The organism is Helicobacter sp. MIT 99-5507 (genome assembly GCF_003364295.1).
Lineage (GTDB): Bacteria > Campylobacterota > Campylobacteria > Campylobacterales > Helicobacteraceae > NHYM01.
Genome location: NZ_NXLO01000001.1, coordinates 288,214 through 313,567 on the forward strand (window position 1 = coordinate 288,214; position 25,354 = coordinate 313,567).

The 25,354-nt window shown below is 28.0% G+C and carries 26 protein-coding genes and 1 tRNA gene; 12 read left to right on the forward strand and 15 right to left on the reverse strand.

What is annotated here, in order from left to right:
* Positions 1-43 precede the first annotated feature (43 nt).
* The 3 genes from truD to folE are packed head-to-tail and all read left to right on the forward strand — an operon-like array spanning position 44 to position 2,595.
* Positions 44-1,126 carry a tRNA pseudouridine(13) synthase TruD gene (truD, locus tag CQA42_RS01580; RefSeq protein ID WP_115582943.1) on the forward strand — a complete coding sequence of 361 codons (1,083 nt, stop codon included), beginning with the start codon at positions 44-46 and terminating at the stop codon, positions 1,124-1,126.
* Positions 1,127-2,059: a zinc metalloprotease HtpX gene (gene htpX / locus CQA42_RS01585; protein ID WP_115582944.1), complete on the forward strand. Its 933-nt coding sequence runs from the start codon at positions 1,127-1,129 to the stop codon at positions 2,057-2,059.
* Entirely contained in the window at positions 2,056-2,595 is a 540-nt protein-coding gene (folE, locus tag CQA42_RS01590) for a GTP cyclohydrolase I FolE (protein ID WP_115582945.1), read from the forward strand. Before htpX ends, folE begins: the two co-directional genes overlap by 4 nt.
* 94 nt (positions 2,596-2,689) lie before the next feature.
* On the opposite strand, the gene thiF is transcribed toward folE, so the two are convergent.
* The 3 genes from thiF to CQA42_RS08225 form a co-directional block, all read right to left on the reverse strand.
* A complete protein-coding gene (gene thiF / locus CQA42_RS01595; protein WP_115582946.1) occupies positions 2,690-3,487 on the reverse strand; it encodes a thiamine biosynthesis protein ThiF in 798 nt (265 codons plus the stop codon).
* A gap of 36 nt (positions 3,488-3,523) precedes the next feature.
* Positions 3,524-3,931 carry a pyridoxamine 5'-phosphate oxidase family protein gene (locus CQA42_RS01600; protein WP_115582947.1) on the reverse strand — a complete coding sequence of 136 codons (408 nt, stop codon included), beginning with the start codon at positions 3,929-3,931 and terminating at the stop codon, positions 3,524-3,526.
* Between the two features lie 36 nt (positions 3,932-3,967).
* Positions 3,968-4,065 (reverse strand) — tRNA-Sec (locus CQA42_RS08225).
* Between the two features lie 82 nt (positions 4,066-4,147).
* On the opposite strand from CQA42_RS08225, the gene selA reads away from it, so the two are divergent.
* From selA to traF (CQA42_RS01640), 8 genes are all read left to right on the forward strand, one after another.
* A complete protein-coding gene (gene selA / locus CQA42_RS01605) occupies positions 4,148-5,494 on the forward strand; it encodes an L-seryl-tRNA(Sec) selenium transferase (protein ID WP_115582948.1) in 1,347 nt (448 codons plus the stop codon).
* Complete coding sequence (gene selB, locus CQA42_RS01610) at positions 5,487-7,307, forward strand: selenocysteine-specific translation elongation factor (RefSeq protein WP_115582949.1); 1,821 nt, start codon at positions 5,487-5,489, stop codon at positions 7,305-7,307. Before selA ends, selB begins: the two co-directional genes overlap by 8 nt.
* Positions 7,308-7,350: 43 nt before the next feature.
* Positions 7,351-7,920, forward strand: coding sequence for a hypothetical protein (locus CQA42_RS01615; protein WP_115582950.1), 570 nt, complete (start codon positions 7,351-7,353; stop codon positions 7,918-7,920).
* Positions 7,859-8,395, forward strand: a complete 537-nt coding sequence (locus CQA42_RS01620; protein WP_181881450.1) for a GT-D fold domain-containing glycosyltransferase — start codon at positions 7,859-7,861, stop codon at positions 8,393-8,395. Before CQA42_RS01615 ends, CQA42_RS01620 begins: the two co-directional genes overlap by 62 nt.
* 86 nt (positions 8,396-8,481) lie before the next feature.
* Positions 8,482-9,447 (forward strand): hypothetical protein, encoded by a 966-nt coding sequence (locus tag CQA42_RS01625; protein ID WP_115582952.1) that lies wholly within the window; start codon positions 8,482-8,484, stop codon positions 9,445-9,447.
* Positions 9,448-9,456: 9 nt separating this feature from the next.
* The gene (locus CQA42_RS01630) at positions 9,457-10,683 is read left to right on the forward strand and encodes a molybdopterin molybdotransferase MoeA (protein ID WP_115582953.1); all 1,227 of its coding nucleotides are present in this window, start codon (positions 9,457-9,459) and stop codon (positions 10,681-10,683) included.
* 239 nt (positions 10,684-10,922) lie between these two features.
* On the forward strand, positions 10,923-12,035 hold the full coding sequence (traF, locus tag CQA42_RS01635; RefSeq protein ID WP_115582954.1) for a conjugal transfer protein TraF: 1,113 nt from the start codon (positions 10,923-10,925) through the stop codon (positions 12,033-12,035).
* Positions 12,036-12,043: 8 nt separating this feature from the next.
* Positions 12,044-13,717 (forward strand): conjugal transfer protein TraF, encoded by a 1,674-nt coding sequence (gene traF / locus CQA42_RS01640; RefSeq protein WP_115582955.1) that lies wholly within the window; start codon positions 12,044-12,046, stop codon positions 13,715-13,717.
* A 5-nt stretch (positions 13,718-13,722) separates the two neighbouring features.
* On the opposite strand, the gene CQA42_RS01645 is transcribed toward traF (CQA42_RS01640), so the two are convergent.
* Genes CQA42_RS01645 through CQA42_RS01675 form a run of 7 tightly spaced genes read right to left on the reverse strand, consistent with a single transcriptional unit; the run spans position 13,723 to position 20,728 of the window.
* Positions 13,723-15,264: a Na+/H+ antiporter NhaC family protein gene (locus CQA42_RS01645; protein WP_115582956.1), complete on the reverse strand. Its 1,542-nt coding sequence runs from the start codon at positions 15,262-15,264 to the stop codon at positions 13,723-13,725.
* A 9-nt stretch (positions 15,265-15,273) separates the two neighbouring features.
* Positions 15,274-15,975, reverse strand: coding sequence for a bifunctional demethylmenaquinone methyltransferase/2-methoxy-6-polyprenyl-1,4-benzoquinol methylase UbiE (ubiE, locus tag CQA42_RS01650; RefSeq protein WP_115582957.1), 702 nt, complete (start codon positions 15,973-15,975; stop codon positions 15,274-15,276).
* A complete protein-coding gene (argH, locus tag CQA42_RS01655; protein ID WP_115582958.1) occupies positions 15,965-17,347 on the reverse strand; it encodes an argininosuccinate lyase in 1,383 nt (460 codons plus the stop codon). The genes ubiE and argH overlap by 11 nt, the downstream gene beginning before the upstream one ends.
* Positions 17,348-17,368: 21 nt before the next feature.
* A complete protein-coding gene (gene hemJ / locus CQA42_RS01660; RefSeq protein WP_408941429.1) occupies positions 17,369-17,812 on the reverse strand; it encodes a protoporphyrinogen oxidase HemJ in 444 nt (147 codons plus the stop codon).
* Positions 17,813-17,816: 4 nt separating this feature from the next.
* Positions 17,817-18,380 (reverse strand): YigZ family protein, encoded by a 564-nt coding sequence (locus CQA42_RS01665; RefSeq protein WP_115582959.1) that lies wholly within the window; start codon positions 18,378-18,380, stop codon positions 17,817-17,819.
* Positions 18,380-18,889, reverse strand: a complete 510-nt coding sequence (locus tag CQA42_RS01670; protein ID WP_115582960.1) for a c-type cytochrome — start codon at positions 18,887-18,889, stop codon at positions 18,380-18,382. Before CQA42_RS01670 ends, CQA42_RS01665 begins: the two co-directional genes overlap by 1 nt.
* 33 nt (positions 18,890-18,922) lie before the next feature.
* Positions 18,923-20,728 carry a menaquinone biosynthesis decarboxylase gene (locus CQA42_RS01675; RefSeq protein ID WP_115582961.1) on the reverse strand — a complete coding sequence of 602 codons (1,806 nt, stop codon included), beginning with the start codon at positions 20,726-20,728 and terminating at the stop codon, positions 18,923-18,925.
* Between the two features lie 121 nt (positions 20,729-20,849).
* Here CQA42_RS01675 and CQA42_RS01680 point away from each other — a divergent pair, with 121 nt between their 5' ends.
* Positions 20,850-21,074, forward strand: coding sequence for a hypothetical protein (locus CQA42_RS01680; protein ID WP_115582962.1), 225 nt, complete (start codon positions 20,850-20,852; stop codon positions 21,072-21,074).
* 49 nt (positions 21,075-21,123) lie between these two features.
* Here CQA42_RS01680 and CQA42_RS01685 read toward each other — a convergent pair whose 3' ends face one another.
* The 5 genes from CQA42_RS01685 to CQA42_RS01705 are packed head-to-tail and all read right to left on the reverse strand — an operon-like array spanning position 21,124 to position 25,354.
* A complete protein-coding gene (locus CQA42_RS01685) occupies positions 21,124-21,960 on the reverse strand; it encodes a thiamine-phosphate kinase (protein ID WP_115582963.1) in 837 nt (278 codons plus the stop codon).
* 3 nt (positions 21,961-21,963) lie between these two features.
* The gene (gene nadC, locus CQA42_RS01690) at positions 21,964-22,788 is read right to left on the reverse strand and encodes a carboxylating nicotinate-nucleotide diphosphorylase (RefSeq protein ID WP_115582964.1); all 825 of its coding nucleotides are present in this window, start codon (positions 22,786-22,788) and stop codon (positions 21,964-21,966) included.
* Positions 22,785-23,792: a quinolinate synthase NadA gene (gene nadA, locus CQA42_RS01695; protein WP_115582965.1), complete on the reverse strand. Its 1,008-nt coding sequence runs from the start codon at positions 23,790-23,792 to the stop codon at positions 22,785-22,787. The genes nadC and nadA overlap by 4 nt, the downstream gene beginning before the upstream one ends.
* A 9-nt stretch (positions 23,793-23,801) precedes the next feature.
* The gene (locus CQA42_RS01700; protein ID WP_115582966.1) at positions 23,802-24,590 is read right to left on the reverse strand and encodes a phosphatidylserine decarboxylase; all 789 of its coding nucleotides are present in this window, start codon (positions 24,588-24,590) and stop codon (positions 23,802-23,804) included.
* A 14-nt stretch (positions 24,591-24,604) separates the two neighbouring features.
* Complete coding sequence (locus CQA42_RS01705; RefSeq protein WP_115582967.1) at positions 24,605-25,354, reverse strand: arginyltransferase; 750 nt, start codon at positions 25,352-25,354, stop codon at positions 24,605-24,607.

A 25,354-nucleotide genomic window follows, 5' to 3' on the forward strand; every position in this document is an offset into this window, starting at 1 on the left:
AAAATATGCTATCCTTGCAAAATCTAATTTTTAAGGAAATCATATACTATCACATCTAAATCACTCACCAATTGATTTTCATTTTACAAAAAATGCTAAAAACTTTATTGTAGAAGAGATTCCACTCTACCCTTTTAGTGGCAAAGGTGAGCATTTGATATTAAAAATTAGAAAAAAAGAATTAAGCACATTTGATTTGCTAAATATTTTTAGTAAAAAATTAAATATCAAAAAGAGTGATATAGGCTATGCAGGATTAAAGGATAAAAATGCCCTAAGCATCCAATATATCTCAATCAATAAAAAATTTATTAAAAATATAGAATCCCTTGATATAGAAAATATAAAGATTCTAGATTCTACCTATCATGATAATAAGATAAAAATAGGGCATTTAAAAGGAAATAAATTTTTTATTCGTATTAAAAAACTAAATAAAATCAATAGCAATAAAATACAAAATATCATAAAGATTATTTTAGATTCTGGTATGCCTAATTATTTTGGATTCCAAAGGTTTGGAAATAATGGAAATAATTATGATGATGGCAAAGCCCTGCTACAAAACAAACTAAAAATAAGAGATAAAAAACTATCAAAATTTCTAATTAGTGCGTATCAAAGTCATTTATTTAATAATTGGCTACAAAAGCGGATAGAAATAAGTCGCATTGTAAATGATTTTAGTTTGCAAGATTCTATTCATGCCTTAAAAATAGAATCTAAAATCATAAAAGATTTAAAAAATCAAAAGCATTTTTTTAAGATTCTAGATGGCGATGTGATGCAACATTATCCACATGGAAAGCTATTTATAAATGATGATATACAAAATAATATTAGATTTTATAATCATCAAATATCACCAACAGGATTGCTCTATGGCGCTAAAAGTATTTTGGCAAAAGGTTTAGCAGGACAAATTGAGAGTGAATTTGTAGATAATTTGTTAAATCGTGAAATTGGCTCTAGAAGATTTGCATGGATTTTTATAGATCATCTTGAATTTGACTATAAAGAAGAAATTGCAAATGGAGAGTTTAATTTTTCGCTACCAAAAGGCAGTTATGCTACAATACTTCTTAATCTAATTGCAAATAGAGAGCTTGAAATCAAGGATAATTAAATGGGTTTTGATAAGGTAATAGCAAGAAATAGATTTAAAACAAATATAGTTTTGCTAACCTATATAGCGATTTTTATTTTTATTGGATTGCTTGTTGATATAGTTAGGATTAATGCACAAAGTTTATCTAGTGGTTTTGTCGCATTGCTAAGCTTTAGGGAATTTCCACTTGTTACTTTTATTATGCTTATTATTGCAATATGTGTGATATTATTTATGATTAGTAATTTTAAAAAGATTATGCTTAGTGGAAGTGAATATAAAATAATCAATCCAAATAAAGTTCTAAGTAGAAAAGAAAGAGAAATATATGGCTTATTAGAAGATTTAATAAGAGATTCTAAAACTACATTTATTCCAGAACTCTATATCATGGAAGCACCATATATGAATGCCTTTGCAAGTGGATGGAATGAAAATAATTCAATCATAGCACTTACAACAGCACTAATTGAGAATCTATCAAATGATGAGCTAAAAGCAGTAATAGCCCATGAATTAAGTCATATTAGGCATGGTGATATTAGACTTACGCTTAGTGTAGGAGTGTTAAGCAATATAATGCTGCTTGTAGCAAATTATTCTATATTTTTATTTGGTGGAAATAATAAAAATAGTGGAGCAAATATAGCAAAAATCATACTTTTAGTATTGCAATTTATATTGCCAATTATTACATTATTGCTACAAATGCAATTAAGTAGAAGCAGGGAGTATATGGCAGATAGTGGAGCCGCATATATAATGAATGATAATAAGCCTATGATAAGGGCATTACAAAAGATTAGTCAAAATTATAATAAAACAGATTATAAGAATCTTGATATCAATCCAACAAGAAATGAGGCATATATTTTCAATCCAAAAGAGCTATTTAGCACACACCCGAGCATAGATAATAGAATCAAATCACTACTAAGTAACTGGCAATGAATAATTTTTTTATAGATTTTTTTAATAAAATTGGTGAGAATCCAAATAGAGAAGGATTACTAAATACCCCAAATCGTGTAATAAAATCTTGGGATACATTATATAGTGGATACAATAAAGATCCAAAAGAAATATTACAAAATACATTTAGCGAGCATTCATGCAATGAAATGATTGTATTAAAAAATATTGAATTTTATTCAATGTGCGAACATCATATATTGCCATTTTTTGGGACTATTTCGTTTGGATATATTCCAAATAAAAAGATTATTGGCATTTCAAAGCTTGTAGAATTTATAAATATATTTGCAAAAAGATTACAGATTCAAGAAAATCTAACCACACAAATTGCAGATACTTTTATGAATGAATTAGAACCTCGCGGTGTGATGGTAGTCATAGAAGCGACACATTTATGTATGATTATGCAAGGGATTGAGAATAAAAATGCAAAATTTATAACAAGCGCCCTTAGAGGTGTTTTTAAAGATGATGCTAGAAGTAGAGCTGAATTTATGCAACATATAAAATAATCTAATAGAAAAATCATATATTTATCATGTTTTAACATATCTAGTATTTTTAAAAAACACAAATACAGCAAAAATGTAGTAATTATTACAAGTTTTACTTATCTGCAAGTAATTCTAATACTAGATTTGCTTGATGACCCGCACAGATATTTACCCTTGGAGACATTAGTCCATTTCCTGGTTTTGCTGCATTTACTAAATCCCCACATACATAAAAATTATTTGCAATTTTTCTTGTTTGAATACTATTAGAATCTCCATATCCAGCTAGTCCAGAACCACAAATAAGAATTTTATCTTCAAAATATTTATGAAAATTTTGAGCCAACATTGCCTTTGCAGCAGCACTATCAAATGCTTCACACACAATATCATCTAGCACAAATAAATCTTTTATATTATTTTCATCAATTCTAAGAGTGTGGATTCTAACCTCAATAAATGGATTAATCTTGCTTATTTGTTCTTTTAATGCTTCTGTTTTAAATTTGCCCAAATCCTCTATCATATATGATTGACGATTAAGGTTACTTGGCTCAACTATATCAAAATCAATTAGATTAAGATTCCCTACTCCACTTCGTGCAAGCATTATTGCAATATGCGAACCAAGCCCACCAAGCCCACAAACAGCCACACTACAAACTTTTAATTTATCATGCAATTTTGGTGTATGTCTAGCTCTCATCATCGCATCAAGAGCATCTTTTGGAGGAAGTGTATTTTTTGGTATGCAAAATAATTCATCACCATCTTTTAATTGATAACTTTCTTTTGTAGCAAAGCCATTTATTATCCAAACATCATTTTCATCTTTGCTAAATTCTTTAAAAAAATCTAGACTATTTGAAATTTTTGTATCTATTTCTTTTGCATTAAATTTAATTTTCATTTTCAAACCTTATATAATAAAGATTCTAGAGAATCTTTATATTTTAAAAAACTCTCTATCACCATTTAGATTCTGTTTTATTGCTGATATTTCATCAAGCAAAATTAAACAAAAAGCCGGATTCTTAGCATCACTATAAATATTTTTTAATAATTCAAATTTAGCAAACATAGCTTCTTTTATGATTTGATTATCACTAAATTTTGCTTTAGCACGAAGTCGAATAAACTCTCCATCATCGCTACAACAACTAATCTCTATATTATTATGTGCTTTAATATGTTTTATTAAATTTTTCTCATAATTAGAACAAAAATATATTTTATTATCAAATAATAAAGGAGAGTGAAATGGACGGATTCTAGGATTGCCGCAAGTGCCTTTTGTAGCTAAAAAACAAGGTGCATTTTTATCCATGAATTCAACTAAATTTTTTATATTCATTATATTTCCTAAGATTTTGTTTTAAAATATTTTATTTGGTGAGAAGGCGAGAGAATCGAACTCCCCAGCGACTAAACACTTAGCCACACATCAGATTTGAAGTCTGTGACATTCACCAGAATTGCAAGCCTTCCATATTTGATTTGCGAAGTATTATTAGATTCTAGCATTTTATTTTATAAATGATACAATTTTAAAAAAATAAGGTATTAGTAAATGCAAGACTTAAAAAAAATTCCACAAATAGAAAAGATTCTAAAAAATCCAATCTTTAAAAACACAAATAAAACAATCCTAAAAAATATAACAATAGAAAAAATAAACAATCTTAGAGAAAAAATAAAAAATAAAGAAAACTACAATCTAGAATCTATTGAAAGCGAAATAATGAGTGAATACAATAATATCACTTTAGGCACACTAAAACCAATTATAAATGCTACAGGTGTGGTATTGCAAACAAATTTGGGAAGAAGTATATTTCATAAGAATCTATTGGATGAAGTCATACCGCTTTTAAGCCACTATAACAATCTTGAATATGATTTAAAAGAAGGTAAAAGGGGTGAGAGATATGATCATCTTACTTCTATGCTAAAGGCTATGTTTAATGTAGAGAGTGCTTTGGTTGTAAATAATAATGCTGCTGCAGTTTTGCTTATACTAAATACATTTGCAAAAGATTTAGAAGTAATCGTATCACGGGGCGAATTAATAGAAATTGGTGGAAGTTTTAGAATCCAAGAAGTCATGAAAAGCGCAGGAGCAAAGCTAATAGAAGTAGGCTCTACAAATAAAACTCATTTAAAAGATTATAAAAATGCAATAAATGAGCATACAAAAATCATCATGAAAGCACATAAATCAAACTTTGAGATTCTAGGTTTTAGCAGTGAAGTTGATATAAAAGAGATTAGCAAATTATGCAAAGAATTTGATTTGATAGATTATTATGATTTAGGAAGTGGATATATAAAAGGGATAGAATGCAATGAGCCTTCATTGCTTGAGATTTGTAAAAATCCACCATCTTTGCTTAGCTTTAGTGGAGATAAATTATTTGGTTCTATTCAAGCTGGAATCATTCTTGGTAAAAAAGATTTGATTGATAAGCTAAAACAAAATCATATGCTTAGGGCATTAAGAGTGGATAAAATTACTATTTTATTATTACAAGCCACATTAAAACGATATATCACCGAAAATATAGATGAGATTCCAACAATAAATATGCTAAGAAAAGATTTGGAATCTTTACATAAAAAAGCAAAATTATTGCATTCAAAAATACCTTCTTTTTTTAATCCAAAAATCATAGAAGTAAATAGCTTAGCTGGAGGTGGAAGCCTACCAAATAAAGAATTTAAATCATTTGGAATAACATTGCAAATAGATAATATCAAAGCCTTAAAGCTAGAGAGGATTTTAAGAGAAAATTATATTATTGCTAGAATCTTTAATAATAAAGTAACACTAGATGTGCGGAGTATTCAAGATGATGAAATACAAAACCTAATAAATATCTTAGAATCTATAAAAAATATGAGAATAGAAAATGAATAATCTAATAATAGGACTTTCTGGACATATAGACCACGGCAAAACTTCATTTATAAAAGCAATAAATAATTATGATGGCGATATAAGAAGTGATGAAAAAGCTAGAGGCATGACTATTGATATTAGTTTTTCAAATGTTATTCTAGGAGATAATCATATATCTTTTATTGATGTTCCAGGACATGAAAAACTAGTAAAAAATATGATTTCTGGTGCATTTGGCATAGATATATTGGTGTTTATTGTTGCTGCTGATGATGGTATAATGGAACAAAGTATAGAGCATTTAAATATTGCAAAATTGCTAGGTATAAAAGAAGTATTAGTTTTTGTTAGCAAAAGTGATTTAGCAACAAAAGAGAGAATAAAAGAAGTAAAACAAGAGATAATAAAATTAATAAAAAAGCTAGATTTAAATCTAATAGAAATAAGTGAATTCTCAATACATAAAGCTGAACTAATAAAAAATGCTAAAGAAATTTTAAGTAAATTAAAAAATAACAAAAAAGAAAGTGGAAAATTTTTTAGATACTATATTGATAGAGTTTTTAGTAAAAAAGGTTTTGGAAGTATTGTAACAGGCACAATTTTAAGCGGACAAATTAATAAAAATGACAAGATTCTTGTATGTGATTTAGGAAAAGAGACGATAATAAAAAACTTACAAAATCACGATAAAGAAGTAGAAAATGCGACAATAGCACAAAGAATTGCACTAAATCTGACAATACCAAAAGAGAATCTAAAAAAAGGAATGTTACTTTGCAAAAAGGGAATCTTGCGTGGGTTTGATAGAGTTGATTGTGTAATATTTCCTATCCAAAAAATCATAAATAATCAAAATGCTGTATTTTTCATAGGTTCTAAAAAAATAAATGCAACGATAAATATCTTAGAAGAAAATGATACTAGAATCCTTGCTACATTAAAACTTGATGAAGTGATATTTAGCACTTTTAAAGAGAGATTTATCCTAAGAGACAATATGAAAACTATAGGTGGTGGAATGATACTAAATCCAATCACAGACCCTATGAAAAAAGCTCAAAAAATACAATATCTAAAATATTTATATGATGATGATTTTAAAAATGCCTTTAAAATATTGATAGATGCGCATAAATGTGGTTTTGGATTATTACAATCACTACAAAGATTTAATCTTACATCAAGTGAATGTGTAGAGATTGCAAAAAATATTGATGATATTTTTTGCGATAAAGATTCTCTTGTGATTTACAATCTAGAATCTAAAAATATTGTAAAAAATACTATATTAAATTTGATAAAAAAAAACAAAAATGCAATATTTAGTGCAAATAGTATAAGCAATGAGCTAAAATGGAGTTCGCCAAACTTTAATAAAGAAGTGATAAAAGAGCTAGAATCTAAAGGAATCATAAAAAAATCTGCACCAAATTTATATATAAGCACAAAAAGTAATATTGATGATGTATTTTCTTATGCAAAAGAAGAAATACTTAAAATTCTTCAAGATGGCGGGATGACACCAATTGCACCATACAATATATATGATGATTTAAATATTGATAGAAAACTAGGTGATGATATCTTTAAAAATCTAACAAAAACAAAAAAAGTAGTGCGACTAAGTCATAATATTTTTATATTAACAACAGAATTAAACAAAATCATGCAAAAAGCAAGAGATATTATAAAAACTCAAGGATATATTGATATTGCTAGCTTTAAAAAACATTTTAATATAAGTAGAAAATATATCATTGCTTATTTAGATTATTTGGATAATTATGGTGATATAAAAAAAGAAGACAATAAAAGAATGCTAAGGTAAAAGCATGTCATGAAAGCAAAATACAAATATTTAAGGAAGGAAAATGAATAAAATTATCGTCATACTAAAATGGATTTACTTTTCTATATTTTATCCAATATTTAAGTTAATACAACGACCTTCAATTGATATGATAAACAAATCCATACCAATACATAGCGCAAATACTAGATTTGGTATGGAAGCATTATTAAGAAAAGAGATTTTAGGGCAGTATAAAGTTTTAGATATGCTTGAAAGTATTAGACTATTAACACAAAGCAATCAAAGCTTTATTCGGTTAGGTGATGGTGAAATGCATATATTAGCAGATAGACCTGTTGGTGGTATGCATAAAAATAGCCCTAAGCTAAAAGAAGCACTTTTAGAGGCAACATATCGTGCTATGTCGCTTAATATACCAGTTGGTTTATTGCCATTGATAGTTCATAATTTTTCTGATAAAAGTGGATTTTTCTATGCATGTGAGAATTTAGATGTCTTTACTATAATGAAATACATTCCTAAAGATTATATTTATTTTGATGCTACATTATTTAGGAATTCACCATTTGAATACTACGCATTTTCGCATCAATTGGGGGGGGGTAGAATCAAAGATTCTAGAGTTTGAAATAGCTAAAAATCCTAGATTCTATCTTGATATAGATATTGGTAAGAAAATGTTTGAGTTTTATTTGGAAAATGTAATAGAACCAATGAAAACACTCTGGCAAAATAAAACCGTCATAGTAATTGAAGGTAATAATAGCTATTTTGGCGTTTATAATGATTTATTAGAGAGTGCAAATAATATTATTCGCATAAGTGATGCGCCTAGTTTGAGTGCATTTAGCAAGATTGATGAATTGTATAAAAAGGCACTAAAAATCGCACAAAATCTAGAATCTGATGATATTTGTTTTGTTTTGGCTCTTGGTGCGACAGCTAAGATTTTAGGGATTAAGTTGATTATGAAAGGTTATAAATGCTTTGATATGGGTAATTGCAGTATTTCATATGACTGCTTTAGATTGGGCGCACCAAGAAAGCTAGTAGATACTTTTAATCCAAAAAAATATTATATGTTAAGCTCCTATTTATCATAATAAAATATGAAATATTAGATTCTATGTTTAGATGGATAGAATCTTTAAAAATTATTTGGACAATAGTGATATAAAAAGGTAAAAAGATGGAAAAAGAAATTCGCTTAGATTTTTTACAGAATCCAAAGATAAATAAAGAAGCTTTAGTATTTAGTGATTTTAATTTTAATTCAATTGCAATAAAAGAATCTCAAGATGAAGTTTTTAGAGAAAAATTAAGACAAAGATTTAATACAAATTATGCTTTACCTTTTAATTTTTCTAGCTCTGGATTTATAGAATTTTTCTTAAATTTTAAAGAGATATATTATACTGCATCGCTTCATTATGAGATTAGGACAGCAATTAACTTACTAAAAAATCATATAAAATCACATGTAATTTCATTGCAAGACTTAGATATTAGCAAAATTGATAAAAATGTAGATTCTGATACTTTGATAATACTTCCTAGTATAAATGAAGATATTTTTAGCATAAATAAAATAGATGAAGTTTATAATGCCACACTTGCCCTTGATATCAGCTATTTATATAGGCTAAATATGCCATTGCCAAAATCTCATATTTATTTTATAAATGGTGTAACTTTTGGGCTTTTAAATGGAATGGGACTGATTCTAAGTCACAAAATTTATACATCTGGATTATATAAAAAAGACTTTAGCAAAGCATTTTGTAATGCCCTAGATTCTACTATACAAACAGATTATACAAATATAACTTTATATGAAAAGTTAAAAGCCAATCTTGGCGATGATGTAGATTTATTTGCAAAAGATTTTGCGCCAAATACACTTCCACTGCGGCTAAAACATATAAATACAAGAAATCTAATCCAGAATCTATATCTTGATGATATTTATATTCAAAGTGCTCAAGAATGTTATCTTGGATTTATAAAGCCATCTTTTACATTATTATCACTTGGTTTTGGACAAGTAAAAGCAAGAGAATTATGTGCCATAACATTTGATAAAATTGATGATATTGATATTGTTGTATCAAAAATCACACAAAGCTATAAAATGATAAGAATAATGGAATTCTAAGGAGATAAAATGAATACATTAAATATGCCAGATTTAAGTGATTTTTTCATTTTTATAAAAGAACTTGAAGTGAAACAAAAAAAAGAAGAAACAATAAATCTTGATAATGCACTAAATAGAATCCTAAGTTGCGATATAAAATCAAGATACAATATCCCACGATTTGATAATTCCGCTATGGATGGGTATGCAATAAAAATTGGATTTGAAACATATAAATTAAAAGATAGTGCATTTGCAGGTGATAAGACAAATCTAGAAATAAAAAATAACGAAGCGATAAAAATCACAACAGGAGCAAAAATCCCAAAAAATACGCAAGCTGTGATACCAAAAGAATGTGTAAAATTAGATAATAATAAAATAATATTAGAAACAACCCCAAATCTAAATCAATGTATAAAATTTAAAGGTGAAGATTATAAAAGTGGAAAGGTTATTTTATGCAGTGGAAGTTTGCTCAATGCACAAAATATAGCTTTGCTTGCCTCTCAAGGAATAAATAAAATAAAAGTAAAAAAGAAAGTAAAAATAATTATCTTTGGCAGTGGAAATGAAATAACAAATATCAATAAAAAACTAGGTGAAAATCAAATCTATGATATTAATTCATATTTAATAAAATCTGCTCTAAGCAACCTAAATTGTAAAATCAAATATGGTGGAATCTTAAGCGATAAAGAAAAAAATATACAAAATAAGATCGAAAAAGCACTAGATAAATATGACATTATTATTACTAGTGGAGGAGTTAGTATAGGCGAAAAAGACTATATGCATAAAGTATTACAAAATATAAATGCTGATATTTTGCTAGATTCTACAAATATCAAGCCTGGTCGCCCTGTAATATTTTCTAAAAAAAATAATAGTTTTATACTCTCACTTCCTGGCAATCCAATAGCTGCTTTTATCCAATACACTTTGCACTTACCGCTACTTATACAAAAATTTAATGGAAGCAAAAATTTATATTTAAAACCAATTATAGCTATAAATAAAAATGAGTTTAAAACTTCAAAAAACACTTCGCATATTATTTTAGGATATTATGAAAATGGATATTTTCAAGCATATAATGATGGTAAATACCAAGGCGCACAAATTGCCCCACTATTAAAAAGCAATTCATTTGCAATCATTGATAATAAAGATTTGATAAAAAAAGATACAAAAATCAAAATAATCCCATATACGCAGTATCTTTTTGATGAAGATAATAATATTTTAAATTAGAGATATATAAAGTATCTAGAGTTTAATTTCACATAAGTTTTAAGTAATAAAAATTAAATTTATTGCAAAACTAAAAAAATAATAGAATCTAACGATTTAATTGAATAATTTTAAATGAATAATAAATATCAAAATATGATATACTAATTATTAATGAGAGTAAATAATCTATCTTGCAATAGAAGTTTCAAGATTTAAAATACTTCTATTATTTAAAATATCATTTCATGGAATAAAAAATGAAAAAGTTTTTATTGGTTTCTATATTTTTTGGAACAAGTCTATATTCTTTAGAATTTGGTTATATGGGAAATAAGGCATTTGGTATGGGTGGAAGTGGTGTCGCACTAAGCTCAAATCCATTTTCTGCATATTACAATCCTGCCTTAATTGGTATAGATTCTGGTATAAATGTTGGATATTCAATTGGTCTTAGATATAAAGAATACAATGTAGGTAATTTATCAAATCTAAACATTGAAACTGCAAAAAGCTTTTTAAATGATAATAGCTTAAATGTAATATCAGAAAATGGCATAGCTATACAGATTCCACTTATATATGGTAATACATTTTCATCTACTATAGGAATTGGAGCATTTTATACAAAAATTGGAACTATTAATTTTCTAGCTAATGGCAATACTAGTAACAACAATTTAGATGCAAAGCTGATTACAAATGGATTAGAGTTATTAGAGATTCCACTAAGTTATGCACTAAATATCTCTAGTGTCATTGGAAATTTTAGTATTGGTATAAATGCAAAATATATCAATGCAAAGCATGGTATAGCAAGCCATGATTTTAGTGGTAATAATGCTATGCAAAATGCTTTCAATCAAGCACTCAAATTTAAAAATGGCATTGGCACAAATGCATTTGGAGTTGATGTTGGATTGGCTTATTCATTGCCATTTAATACATTTGTAATTGGCATAGTAGGAAAGAATCTAAATACACCAAATATCAACACAAGAAGTATTGAAAAACTAAGCTTAGATTCACAATATAGACTTGGTTTATCTACAAGTGCCATTCCATTAACAACAATTGCTCTTGATTTAGACCTAAAGCCAAATACTGAGTTTAGAGGCTTAGATAATACAATGGGTAAAAAACAAGTTCAATATATCTCACTTGGTGGAGATGTGGATTTTACATTTATGGATATAAAACTTGGACTTGCTAAAAATCTTGCAAATGGAGCTGAAGGTTGGCTTATCTATGGTGGTCTTGGATTTAAAGTAATTGATATATCATTATTTTCAAATACAAATATGACAAAAGGAAATGGTAGAAAGATTCCAACTGAATTTGGTGTAAAAATTGGTGGGGGATTTAGTTTTTAGGATTATCAATGAAAACAATATACACGCTTCTAATTAGTGTTAGCCTCATTAACGCATTAGAATTTAATATTATGGGAAATACTCCTGCAAGTGTTGGTGGAGCGGGCGTAGCATATACAAAAAATAGTTGGGCTGTGCATTATAATCCTGCCTTACTTGGTGTAAATAATAAGTTTAATATCGCATATAGTTTTGGTGCTGGATTTAGAGAAAATAATCTAACAGAACTAGCAAATATTGACTATCAAAATATACAAAATTTTCCAAATCAAATTAAAAGTATAATGAATGGCTCAAATAGTAGGATTGTCTTAAGGGCTGCAAATACAAAAAACTTTGAGAATCTAGGGCAGATAACAACAATACTCTCAAATATGGGTAATAATGGTGGAATAAAAGATAGTGAAAGTCTCAAAACTTATCTAACAGGAGTGCTAGGCAATGGTAATAGCAACATAACTTCTGTTCAAGAAGCCATAGATAAACTAAAAGAACCAGCTAATGCAGATAAAATAAATACAATTAAAAAAGATTTAGAATCTGCTGTCACAAAAACAGGACAAAGTGGAGTTGATGTAAGCTTAATAAGTAGTATCATAGATAATATTGATGTTAATAAAATACCAGGTTTATTAGAGACTATAAATAAAGCAAATGGCAATGGCATAGATTTTAAAGATATTTTAAAATCTATTGGTGGAATTACAATCAGTCGTGGTGCAAACCAACATCTTGATAGATTAATAGATGATTACCAAACTATTATAAATTCTACTAAAAACAATGATTTAAAGATTCATAGTAATAATGGATTAGTATTTCATGCGCCTGTTGGTCTTGGTAGCCTTGGGGTTGGAATGCTTGTAAATGCAAGTGGTTTTTTAAATCTTGAAATGGATAAAAAATACAATAAACTCATCATTCAAAATGGCAGTAATTATTATAAAGTAGATATAAATCATAATAATATTTCTCTTACTCAATCAGATGAGAGTAATTATAATTCAAGCTCTATATTAAATAGCAGTGCAAAACATAATCTAAATACAAATACACTTATACTTGTTGAAATCCCAATAGCCTATGGAGTGGGTATTCCTTTTTTATTTGGTGATTTATATCTAGGTGCAAGTGCAAAATATATACATGCAACAAGCATGCTTCAAAGTCAAACATTTTCATTAGATAATATAAAATTAAATTTCAATCTAAAAGATAATACAAAGCAAAGCCATACATTTGGAATTGATATAGGTGCATTATATAAAATATCTGGATTTTCTATTGGTATAGTTGGTAAAAATATCAATACACCAAAAATTGACACTTCAATTGGTAAATTTGATTTAGATACGCAATTAAGAGCTGGGATTGGACTAGAATTATGGAGATTTACAATATTAGCTGATATAGATATCATCCCAAATACAACACTTAATCCAAACAAAAAAAGTCAGATGATTGGTGGTGGAGTTATACTTGATGCTTCATATGTAGATTTTCGATTTGGTGCCATGTCTGATATGAAACCAAATCCATATGGATTAATACTCACAGGTGGAATGAATATATTGCATTTTTTAGATTTTTCTATTCAATCAAGCCTTAATCTAAAACAAATAAATTCACGCAAAACTCCAAATTATTTAGATATAAGGATTGGCGGAAGATTCCTATTTTAGGCTAATTATAAATTAATTGGCTTACTTAGGTACCTTTTATAAAAATAAAATAATATTATTGTAATACATATGCCAATAATATACCCAAATAATATACCATAGATTCCAGCGACTATAAAGCTAATTAGTGAGATAACTGCAATGCTTAATACATACGGCAATTGAGTAATAAAATGGCTTTGTATAGAGCAACCTGCACCAGTGGCAGATAAAATAGTAGTATCAGAAATTGGTGAGCTATGATCTCCAAATACTGCACCAGCAAGAATAGCAGATATCCCAAGAACTAAATCTCCGCCTGAAGAGCCAATAATACTTATGCCAATTGGTATCATAATAGCAAATACTCCCCAGCTTGTCCCTGTTGCAAATGCAATAAATGCGGATATGATAAATAACATTGCAGGAATAAATAGAATAAAATCACTAGACATCATATTTTTACCCATATTTGCCAAATATATACCAGTTTGCATATCATCTCTAATCACAGGACCAATTGACCATGCTAATATCAAGATAATAATAGCAGGTAGCATATTTAAAAATCCTCTTTTTAATATCATGTAAGTATATGAGATTCTAAGATGTTTAATACTAACTAATACACTAATAAAAATAGTAAATAAACCGCCATAAAATAATGAAAATGCTGTATCTGTATTTGATAAAATATTAATTAGCGTTGGATTGTCACTAGCTTTATATCCACTCCAAAATAATATGGTTGTTATAGAAATCATTAATGTTAATATCGGGATGATAAGCAACCAAATAGAGCTTGTTTTATCCAAAGTCTGTTTTTTATCTAATAGATCTTTTACATCTACATTTACATTTCTTTGCATTGCAGGTAAGTTTATCTGCCAAAAGATTGTTAGAAATACAGCCAAAAGTGCAAACCATGCATAATAATTACTCCAAATACTGCTTGTAAGCAAAGACAATCCACCAAAACTCTTTGGCACTGATTCATCCATCACACCAATAATATATGCTCCCCAGCTACTAATTGGCATTAGAATACAAACTGGAGCTGAAGTAGAATCTATAATATAGGCTAATCTCTCTCTACTAGATTTATTAGCATCATTTAGAGATTTGCTAATTTGTCCCACGGTCAAGGCATTAAAATAATCATCAACAAATATAATAATACCTGCTATAAAAGCAATAGATTCTGAACTTCTAGGATTTGATACTTTCTTATGAGCCCAATTTACAAAAGCATTAATAGCGCCTGAATAAAATATTATTTGGGTTAAGATTCCAAGTAAAACCAAAAATCCAAATACATATATGCTACTATAACTCACACTAAAATTTTTATTCTCATCAAATGAATAAAATACAGATGAAATATTTTTATATACATATAGCAGTATATTTAGTGGCTCATGATAAAATGCTAATATACCACCAAGCACTATACCAAGTAATAATGATAATGCCACCTTTCGTGTAGCAAAAACCATAACAATCACAAAAACAGGCACAGCCAAACTAATAATGGAATCTGAATAATGCAGTGCATTTCCTAAATCCATACTAAAGCCTTAATCAACTTTTTGTGCGATAATTAAACTACACAAATTAGCAATATATCTTTTTTTTACTTTCACTAAAAACCCTAGAATCTTTAGCTTTTCTTCTAATTCCTCAAGTGTTAAAAAACCATCAATAGAATCTGGCAGATATTTGTAAGCTTTGTAATTCTTAGATATTAATCCACCAAGTATTGGCAATATATGTTTTGTATAGAATAATGCAATATTATCAATAATATTTGCATTATCTTTTCTTGTAAATTCCAAGATGACTAAGATTCCGCCAATTCTTAAAACCCTATGAAACTCACTCAAAGCCTTATCAATTTCAACAACATTTCTAAGCCCATAAGCAATAGATAAAATATCTATTTTTTCATCATCAATAGCAATATCTTTTGCTTCACCTTGTATTAATTTCACTTCATTTGGAAGTTTATTTTTTGCGATATTTAGCATATTTATTGATGGGTCGATTCCTAGAATCTTAGAATCTTTGCTAAATTTAAGCCAATTTATTATCATATCACCTGTGCCACAAGCAATATCAGCAATATTTAAATTATTATTATTTGCCAGGTTTAATGCTTTTATACAAGCTTCTTTTCTCCATTTTGTATCGACATTAAAGCTAAGGATTCTATTTGCGATATCATAATTGCTTGCAATATCATCAAACATATTTATTATATTATCTTGCTTATTTTGCATTTAACCACTTTGATAAAAATTCTATTTGTTCTCTTACAGATTCTTCACTTGTGCCACCAAAAGATTTTCTAGAATTCATAGAATGATATAAATCTAGCACCTCTTTTACATCTTTTGGGATTCTATTATCTTGAGTGATTATTTCATCGATACTAAGCTCGCTTATATCACAATTCTTAGATTCTGCATAAGCTACAATTTTTCCAACAATATGATGAGATTCTCTAAAACTAATACCAACTTTTTGGACTAAAAAATCAGCTAAATCAGTAGCAGTGATATGCCCAATTTGAGCTTTTTTAAACATTTCGTCTTTATTGATTGTGATTTCTTTAAGCATGCCAATTAATACTTTAAGAGATAAAATGATATTAGAACAACTATCAAATAATGCCTCTTTATCCTCTTGCATATCTTTATTATAGGCAAGAGGAAGTGCTTTTAAAGTAGTAAGCAAAGCAATCAGATTGCCATATATGCGTCCTGTTTTGCCACGAAGTAATTCTGCTACATCTGGATTCTTCTTATTTGGCATGATAGAACTTCCAGTTGCAAAACTATCACTAATAGTAATAAATCTAAATTCATAGCTACTCCATAATACCAATTCTTCTGCAAATCTTGAAGTATGCATAGCAATCATAGAAATAGAATATAATAAATCAAGTGCAAAATCTCTATCACTTACGCCATCGCAAGCATTGTAACAAGGGCTTATAAAACCTAGCTTTGAGCTTGTGTATTCTCTATCAATATTATATGGAGTCCCAGCAAATGCACTTGAACCAAGAGGAGAATAATTATTTCTTTTATAATCATCAAAAAGTCGCTCCACATCTCGTCTATACATAAAACAATAAGCCAATAGATGAAATGCAAAGCTAACAGGCTGTGCATGTTGAAGATGTGTCATACCAGGCATGATAGTCTTTGTATGATTTTTTGCAATATCTAAAAGTGTAGAAATGAGTTCTAATAATAAAACTTTTATTTCATTATTTTTACTAAGACAATAAAGCTTAAAATCAAGTGCGACTTGATCATTTCTACTTCTTGCTGTATGCAATTTTTTAGCACTATCACCAATAAGCTGTGTAAGTCGCTTTTCAATTGCCATGTGTATATCTTCATCTTGTATTTTAAATACAAATTCATTATCTTCTATTTCTTGATATACTTTATTTAATCCACTTATGATATTATTTTTTTCTGCAAGAGTTAAGATTCCAATATTACATAGCATTTCTGCATGTATTTTAGAACCTAAAATATCTTCTTTGTATAATTCTTTATCAAAATTTATAGATGCATTGAATTCTTCTAATAATTTTGAAGAATCTTCTTTAAATCTACCACCCCAAGGTTTATCCATCAATATTTCCATTATTTTAAATCAAAACTTTATAATGGCAGAAAATGCGATAACAAATAATGCTATAGTTGGAATCTCATTATAAAATCTATAAAATTTTCCACTTTTTTTATAGATATTATTTTCTAGATTCTTTAGATGTCTTCCACAATCTATATGATAAACAATTAAGAAAAATGCAAATAAAAGCTTTACATGCAACCAAGCACCAGTCTTGAATAATTCAAGGTTTAGCACAATCATAATAATCCCAGTAATAATAGTGATTAAAATAGCAGGCGTCCCTATAAAATAATATAATTTATTTTCTTGAATTTTCACTACATCTACAAAACTACTATTATCTTTATTTTCTGTATGATAAACAAAAAGTCTAGGTAAATAAAATAAAACTGCCATCCACGCTACAAAAGCTACAATATGCAATGCTTTAACATATAAATAATATTCCATAAATCCCTCTATATGATTACTTTTCTTTAAAATGATTGATAAAATCTTGTATTTTATCTCCATTAGCTTCTATATGAATTATTGCAAAATTTTGCATAAAATCAAATTTTAAAGATTTTATATTTAGTTTTCTTGCTAAATATTTTGCTAATTCTATTTTATTTAATGGAGATTGTATTGTTATTGTTTGTAATTTCTCAAATGTAATTAAATGAGAATTATTAATGACTTCCAATGCAGCAGCTGAATAAGCTCTCACTAGACCGCCAACTCCAAGCAATTTTCCACCAAAATACCTAACTACAATAATACCGCTATTTATAAGATTGCTGCCACGCATTACATTTAAAACACTCATACCAGAGCTACCTTTTGGCTCACCATCATCGCTACTATATTCTATTATTTGAGAATATTCATTTAAGATTCTAGTAGCCCTTACAAAATGCACAGCTTTTTTGTGTTCTTTTTTTAATCCAAATAAGCAATCATCAAAATTTTCAATCGGTATTAAATATGACAAAAAAGTAGAATTATCTTTTACATATTTAGCCTGTGTAATTTTATCTACTGAAAACATTACTTATTAAAACTAGAAATATACTCTCCAAGACTTTCTATATCTAAATCACTTAAATTTGCAGCTTGTAAATACATAATAGCTGATGATTTTCCTCTTTTTAGAGTTTTTGCTCTATAACCTTTCAAATCACTTATTATTTCTTCTTTTGATAATTTTGATATGAGGACATTGCCTTCGCTACCTGGTGCTATTTTCTCACCTTTTGGACCATGACAAACTGCACATTTTACATATAAATTTTTTACATCAATTCCTTTTTTTGCATTATCTGCAGCTAAAACATTTGGAGTATTGTTTGTTATATCTTTATTAGAATCTTTATTTGCATTGTTAGTTGCATTAGAATCTTCATTATTATCTATTATATTTGAACTACTTGGCTTTATTGTCTTACTAGAATCTAGTGTATCATTTTGTATTTTTATTTCAGTTTGTTGTGTTTGTGTATTATCATTATCATTACAAGCACTAAAAATCAATACTAAAATAACTAAAAAAAATTTCATATAAACTCCTTGCATATTAAAAAAAGGATTCTACTAAAAGATTTGATATTTTTTCCATAATTCTTCATCTCTTTTAATAACACCTATTTTTACTAAATGTTCTATGACACTAGGAGTACAAACTACATCACTAGGCCACTCTCTATTATGATTTTCTAATTTTCCTTTTGCAGTTGCATCTATTAATACAACTCCATCTTTTACTAAAATATCTCTTAGTGCATCAATATTATTTGTTATCCTCCAAACACACATATAGAGATTTGATAAATCATTATCTTTAGAATCTAGCACGAAAACTATCCTACAATGCAATGGATAAAATGCCTCTATATGCTCTAATACTCTACTTTTTTTATTGATAGAAATTAAAGTGATTGGATTTTTTGTATGCGTAAAATACTGCTTTAAATCAACTATTTCATCATAATTTGTATGTATTTTTTGAAATAATTTATTATCATCTAAAATCTCTATATCTTGCGTAGATTCTATTTCCATAGTGCAATCAATCCCTAGCTTTCCACCACTTGCATAATCTGGGGATGAATGATCTAGTGCATCGCAAATACCTTTTGAAATAATCAAATCATTAATATCTAAGTGATTTAAAATAAACTCACTTATTTTATAATGATCATTTAATGCAGGAGAATCTTTTGGTAAAAATATTGCATGTTTTACAAAGCTCATCTGCCCTACTCCCCAAAAACTATGCATAATTTGTTTTGCACAATTTGGGTATTTGCAATCAATCTTTGCTAAGATTAAATTATGAAAGACACCATTTTCTGGCATATAATAATCTAGTAAAAATGAATTTGTAGTTTTTAGAAGTGGTAAAAATATCCGCTCTGTCATATATCCCATATATTTATCTTCTAATGGAGGTTTTCCTACAACCGTAGCTAAATATATAGGATTATTTTTATGCGATATTGAGGTAATCTCAATAACTGGATAAGGCTCTATTGGTGTATAAAATCCTGTATGATCACCAAATGGTCCTTCATCTTTTAATGTATCTATATTTACAAAACCTTCTATAACAATATCACAATCATATGGCACCATTAAATCATTTGTATTACATTTGCAAACTTTAGGTTTTTTCTTTCTTATCAATCCATACAAAGCTAATTCATACATTCCATAAGGTAGCGGAGCTTGACCGCACCAAGTATAAAGTGGATCGCCACCTATGCATATTGTAATTGGCATTTTTTTGTTTGCTTTTTTATATTCATTAAAAAAATGAGTAGAATCTTTGTGTATTTGAGAATGGAGTCCTAAATGATTTTTATCATATACTTGCAAGCGATACATGCCTAGATTCTTAATATTTCCATCTAATGAAGTAGAATAAACTTGCCCCATAGTGATAAATGCTCCACCATCTTTTTCCCAAGTCTTTAGTATTGGTAAATTAAATAAATCTACATTCTCTCCTAAAGAAATATTATCTTTCCATAAAGCCTTATTTGTCTTTTTTGGCACAATATATCTTAAAGCTAGTAATTGCTTGATTTTTATCATCTTTTCTATAAAAGTTTTTGGTGGGGATAATTTTAAATAAGATTCTATTTCTTTTGCAATTTCTTCACTATCTGGTGCAAGTAAAGCAAGTCTTTTGAATGAACCAAAAATATTCATCAAAACTGGAATCTTAAATTTTATTCCACTTTTCTTACAAACTGGATTTGTAAATAGTAGTGCTTTAGAATCTTCTTTTTTTACTTCAATATATGCAATATGCGGAATCTCTAATTCGATATCAAGTTCATCATCAATAATCCTTAATTCATTATGCTTTAACAATAAATCAATAGTATTTTGCATAAATATCCTTAACAATGTAAAATAAAAAATAAATTATAAACAAAACAATAATAAACTTTATAGTATAATCACACAAATACACAAAAATGATTATACACTTAAATATTATTAAGGAGATAATATGAGCAACTTGGGGAAGTTGGTAGTAGTTGGAGTTGTAGGTGTCGCATGCTATTATACTTTTGTTGAAAAAAGAAATCCGCTAGCACAATTTTGGACAAATCCTGTTGAAGAAGCAAATAAAGACTATGTAGAGCATAGAACAAAAGGAGAAGCAGATATGGCAGGACATAAAGCTACAATATTACAAGATGATAGCGGAGCAAAAAGAGATATAAGTAAATAGATTATTTGCAAGTAGAGTATTTATTTAGCTAGGCTTATTTGATTGATAATCATCCATGATGAGGTAAGCAATAAAACTTCTCCTTGCCATGTAACATTTTTGCAAGTTTTGTAATCTTTACCCGATTTTTAGCAGCAATCAATTTTAATCTTCTTACATTTTTTTGTGATACAGAAAATAACAATTCATATTCTTCACCGCTTGTTGCTACATTTTTACTTATCTTTTTAAAGAATCTAAACTTTACATTATTTAATTTTGAGATTCTATTTAGCTCATAATACAATCCATCTGAAATATCCATTCCGCCACGAATAAAAGGTAGAATCTCAAATATAAACTTAGGATTTAATCTTGGAGTATAAAATTTTGAATCTTTATTGATTTTATGCCCTCTATATAAGGATTTCATATCTTTTGATACATTTCCTAGATTTCCACTAAAAAATATAATATCACCAGCCCTAAAATTCGTCCTTTTTATAATCTTAGATTCTGCTTTACCAAACATCGTAATAGCAATGCTTAATTTATTATCTATAATTGTATCGCCACCAATGATTTTGATATTGTATTTTTTGCAAATATCAATAATTCCAGATTTAAAATCATTAATATCATTTAAGCTCATATCTTTTGCAAAAGACACTCCAAGCATAGCATAAGCAGGTTTTGCACCCATTGCAAGTATATCTGATATATTTACTAGCATTGCTTTTTTTGCAATATTATAATAACTAAAATATTCTCTTAAAAAATGCACCCCTTCACAAAATAAATCCATAGCATAGATATAATCATTTAGCACGATTCCATCATCATTTAGTTTTAAGGTGATAGGAGAATCTTGTAGCTTAGAAATAAAATATGCTTCTCTATCTTTCATAAATTATGCCATTTTCAAAGACAAATCAATCCAAGTTGCATGATGGATTAAAGAACCAATACTTATTGCATCAACTTTAGTTTTTGCATAATCTAAAATATTTTCTTTTGATATATTTCCACTTGCCTCAAGCAAAATATGTGGATAATATTTATTTCTATGGCTTACAACTTCAATAATATCATTTGGCTTCATATTATCACACATAATAATATCAACACCACACTCCATTGCCTCTTTTGCCATATTTATACAATCGCATTCAATCTCTATTTTTGAAGTCCATGGAATCTTAACCCTAGCTTCTCTTATAAAATCAGCCAAATTTGAAATATGAGATAAATTTGTATCTTTTAACATCAAACAATCATCTAATCCTAAGCGATGATTTCTAGCACCACCATTTAAAACAGAATATTTTTCAAATTCTCTTAAATTTGGTCTAGTTTTTCTAGTATCCAAAAGAATAGTATTAAATGAATTTTCTTGCAAGATTCTTGTATATGACTTTACATTTGTAGCAATACCTGAGCTATGTTGCAAAATATTTAACAATGTCCGCTCAATTTTTAATATCCAAAGATATGAGCCACTTATTTCTAGCAAAATATCATATTTATTAAATTCTTCTCCATCATTAAAATAAAATCTAGATTCTAAGCCTACAAGACTAAGCAAAATAGATATATATTTTTTTCCAGAAAATACACCATCATCTTTTGCAAGGACATTTGCTTTTACTATCTTATCATCACATATTTTAGAAAATAAATCTCCTCTACCTATATCTTCATTTAGCGCATTTTTAATAAATTCTAATTCACTCATGATAATTCCAGCATTTTATTTAGTGCTTTTCTTGCATAATGCACGCAATCATGGCTTAGCTCTATTTCATTATAAGGCATTTCATCACTAAAAGATTTCATTACATCATATAAATCTTGAATACTTGTCTCATTCATAGTAGGGCATTCTGGCTTACTTGAAGATAGCACAAAAATATTTTCTTTATTTCCATTTTTCTTTCTTAATCTATTTACAAGATTAAATTCTGTGCCAACTGCTACTTTTGCATTTTCATCTAAATTTGATACAAAAGAAATAATTTGACTTGTAGATCCTACAAAATCAGCAGCTCTTACTACACTAGGATCGCATTCTGGGTGTAAAGCGATTATGATATCTTTGTATTTTTCTTTATAAAATTCAATATCGCTAAGGCTAAAAAGCTGATGAATAGAGCAAAATCCATCATAACAAATTACATCGCTATTTATGATTTCATCATCATTTGAGATTCCAAGTATGGAATATTTTTTACCACAATCTATAGCTAGATTTGCCCCAAGGCATCTATCTGGCATAAAAAATATTTTTTTACCAGAATCTAGTGCAAATTGAAAAATTTTTTTTGCATTAGAGCTAGTGCAAACAACACCACCCATTTCACCAACTTTAGCCTTTATATCAGCATTTGAATTTATATAAGTCATTGGAAAAATATCTTCTTTCTTTATACCTAGAGTTTGAAGCTTATCAATACTTTTATCAAAATAAGAAGAATCTATCATTCTTGCCATAGAACAACAAGCAAGCCTAGGCATAATTACATTTTTATCAGGAGATAATATCTTTACACTCTGCCCCATAAAACTTACACCGCAAAATACTATTAATTTATTTTTAGCACTACTAGCTTTTTTTGCAAGCTCTAGGCTATCGCCACAAAAATCTGCTAGCTCTACAACCTCATCTCTTTGATAATAATGTGCCACAATCAAAGCATCTAATTCGTTTTTTAGAGATTTTATTTCATCTTTTAAATTCATTTTTTACCTTTAAAAATCTTTGCGTTTAAACAAATCAAAACCAAACTTTATATCACAATCACTTTTTAATATTTCTACATCACTAGCAAAAAGTACGATGGTAGAGCCCATTTTAAACATACCAATTTCCTCACCTTTTTTAATAAAAAGTGGCTCTTTATATGTAAAACATCTTTTATAGCAATTAGATTTATATTGGATTCTTGGTTCAATATAAAAATAAATACCACCAACATTTAATGCACCAACAGCAACAAAATACAAAATTCCACCAAAAGAATCTCTTGCTTTTAAAACCACTCTTTCATTTACAACAAAAAGATTCTTATTTTTATAAAGTGATTTTGTATGGACAGGTAAAAGTGCGCCTTTGAAATGAGTTATACTTTCTACATACATATCACAAGGTGCATGATATCTATGATAATTACTTGGACTTAAATACAAATTAGCATAGCTAAGATTTGATGATACTCTCTCCCCTACTAATCTATCAACTGAATAACTAAATCCTTTTATTTGCAATGCCCTTCCATTGCTGACATCGCCTGTTTGCATTACTTTGCCATCAACTGGAGATATAAAAATATTATCATCTATATTAAATTCTCTATTTTGTCTAAGTCCTCTAGTAAATAGCTCATTTAAACTTTTATATGAAGCAAGTGGATAAAACTCACTTAAATCAATCTTAAAGATTCTAATATATTGCTTATTTATAAATCTCTGTATTGGTGGATAGAATCTAATATTGGCAATAACTCCAAAACAAAGTGAAATTAGTTTTGTAATCTTCATGATTATCCTTTGAATTATCCTTTAGTATGCAATTTCCATATAGGAATCTCATAAATATTTGGACGATTTATTAAATATTCAAATGGTCTAAATCGCTCTTTATATCCTAAAGAATGATGATTTTCTATCCAATATCCTGGATAAAAATATTTTATATTAAACATTTTAGCAATTTCTAATTGTTTTAAAATTGAAAAAGTGCCAAGTGAAAGATGTGAATAACTATGATCATAAAAGAAATATATAGCACTCATAGATGAAGTAGTCTTTAAAATATCTACAAAAGCAACACCTATTAATTTACCATCGAGATAATAACATATCTCTTTTCCAAAGCTATTTTTGCCATCTATAAACATATGTAAATATCTATCTCTATTTATATTATTATATTCCCAGCCTTTTTTGATATTCATAATAGTATGATATTTATTATAAAGCTCTAGTTTTTCAAGCGAATAAGTGGGGATTCCAAGCACAACATCGATTATTTTATTTTTACTCATAATGCGTTTATTGTTTTTAGAAAATACAAACTCATCTACAAGCTGTCTTATTGAAACACATTTATTACAATAATCGCAAAATGGAGCAAAAAAGACTTCTCCAAATCGTCTCCAACCTCGTTCTAGCAATGCATTATAAAAATCTTCACTACAAGATTCTATAAGTGCATAATTAAATGTAGTATCATTGCCTGAAATATACGCACAATCTCCAAATGAATAATAAAATACAGCGTTTTTATAACAAAACTTATTCAA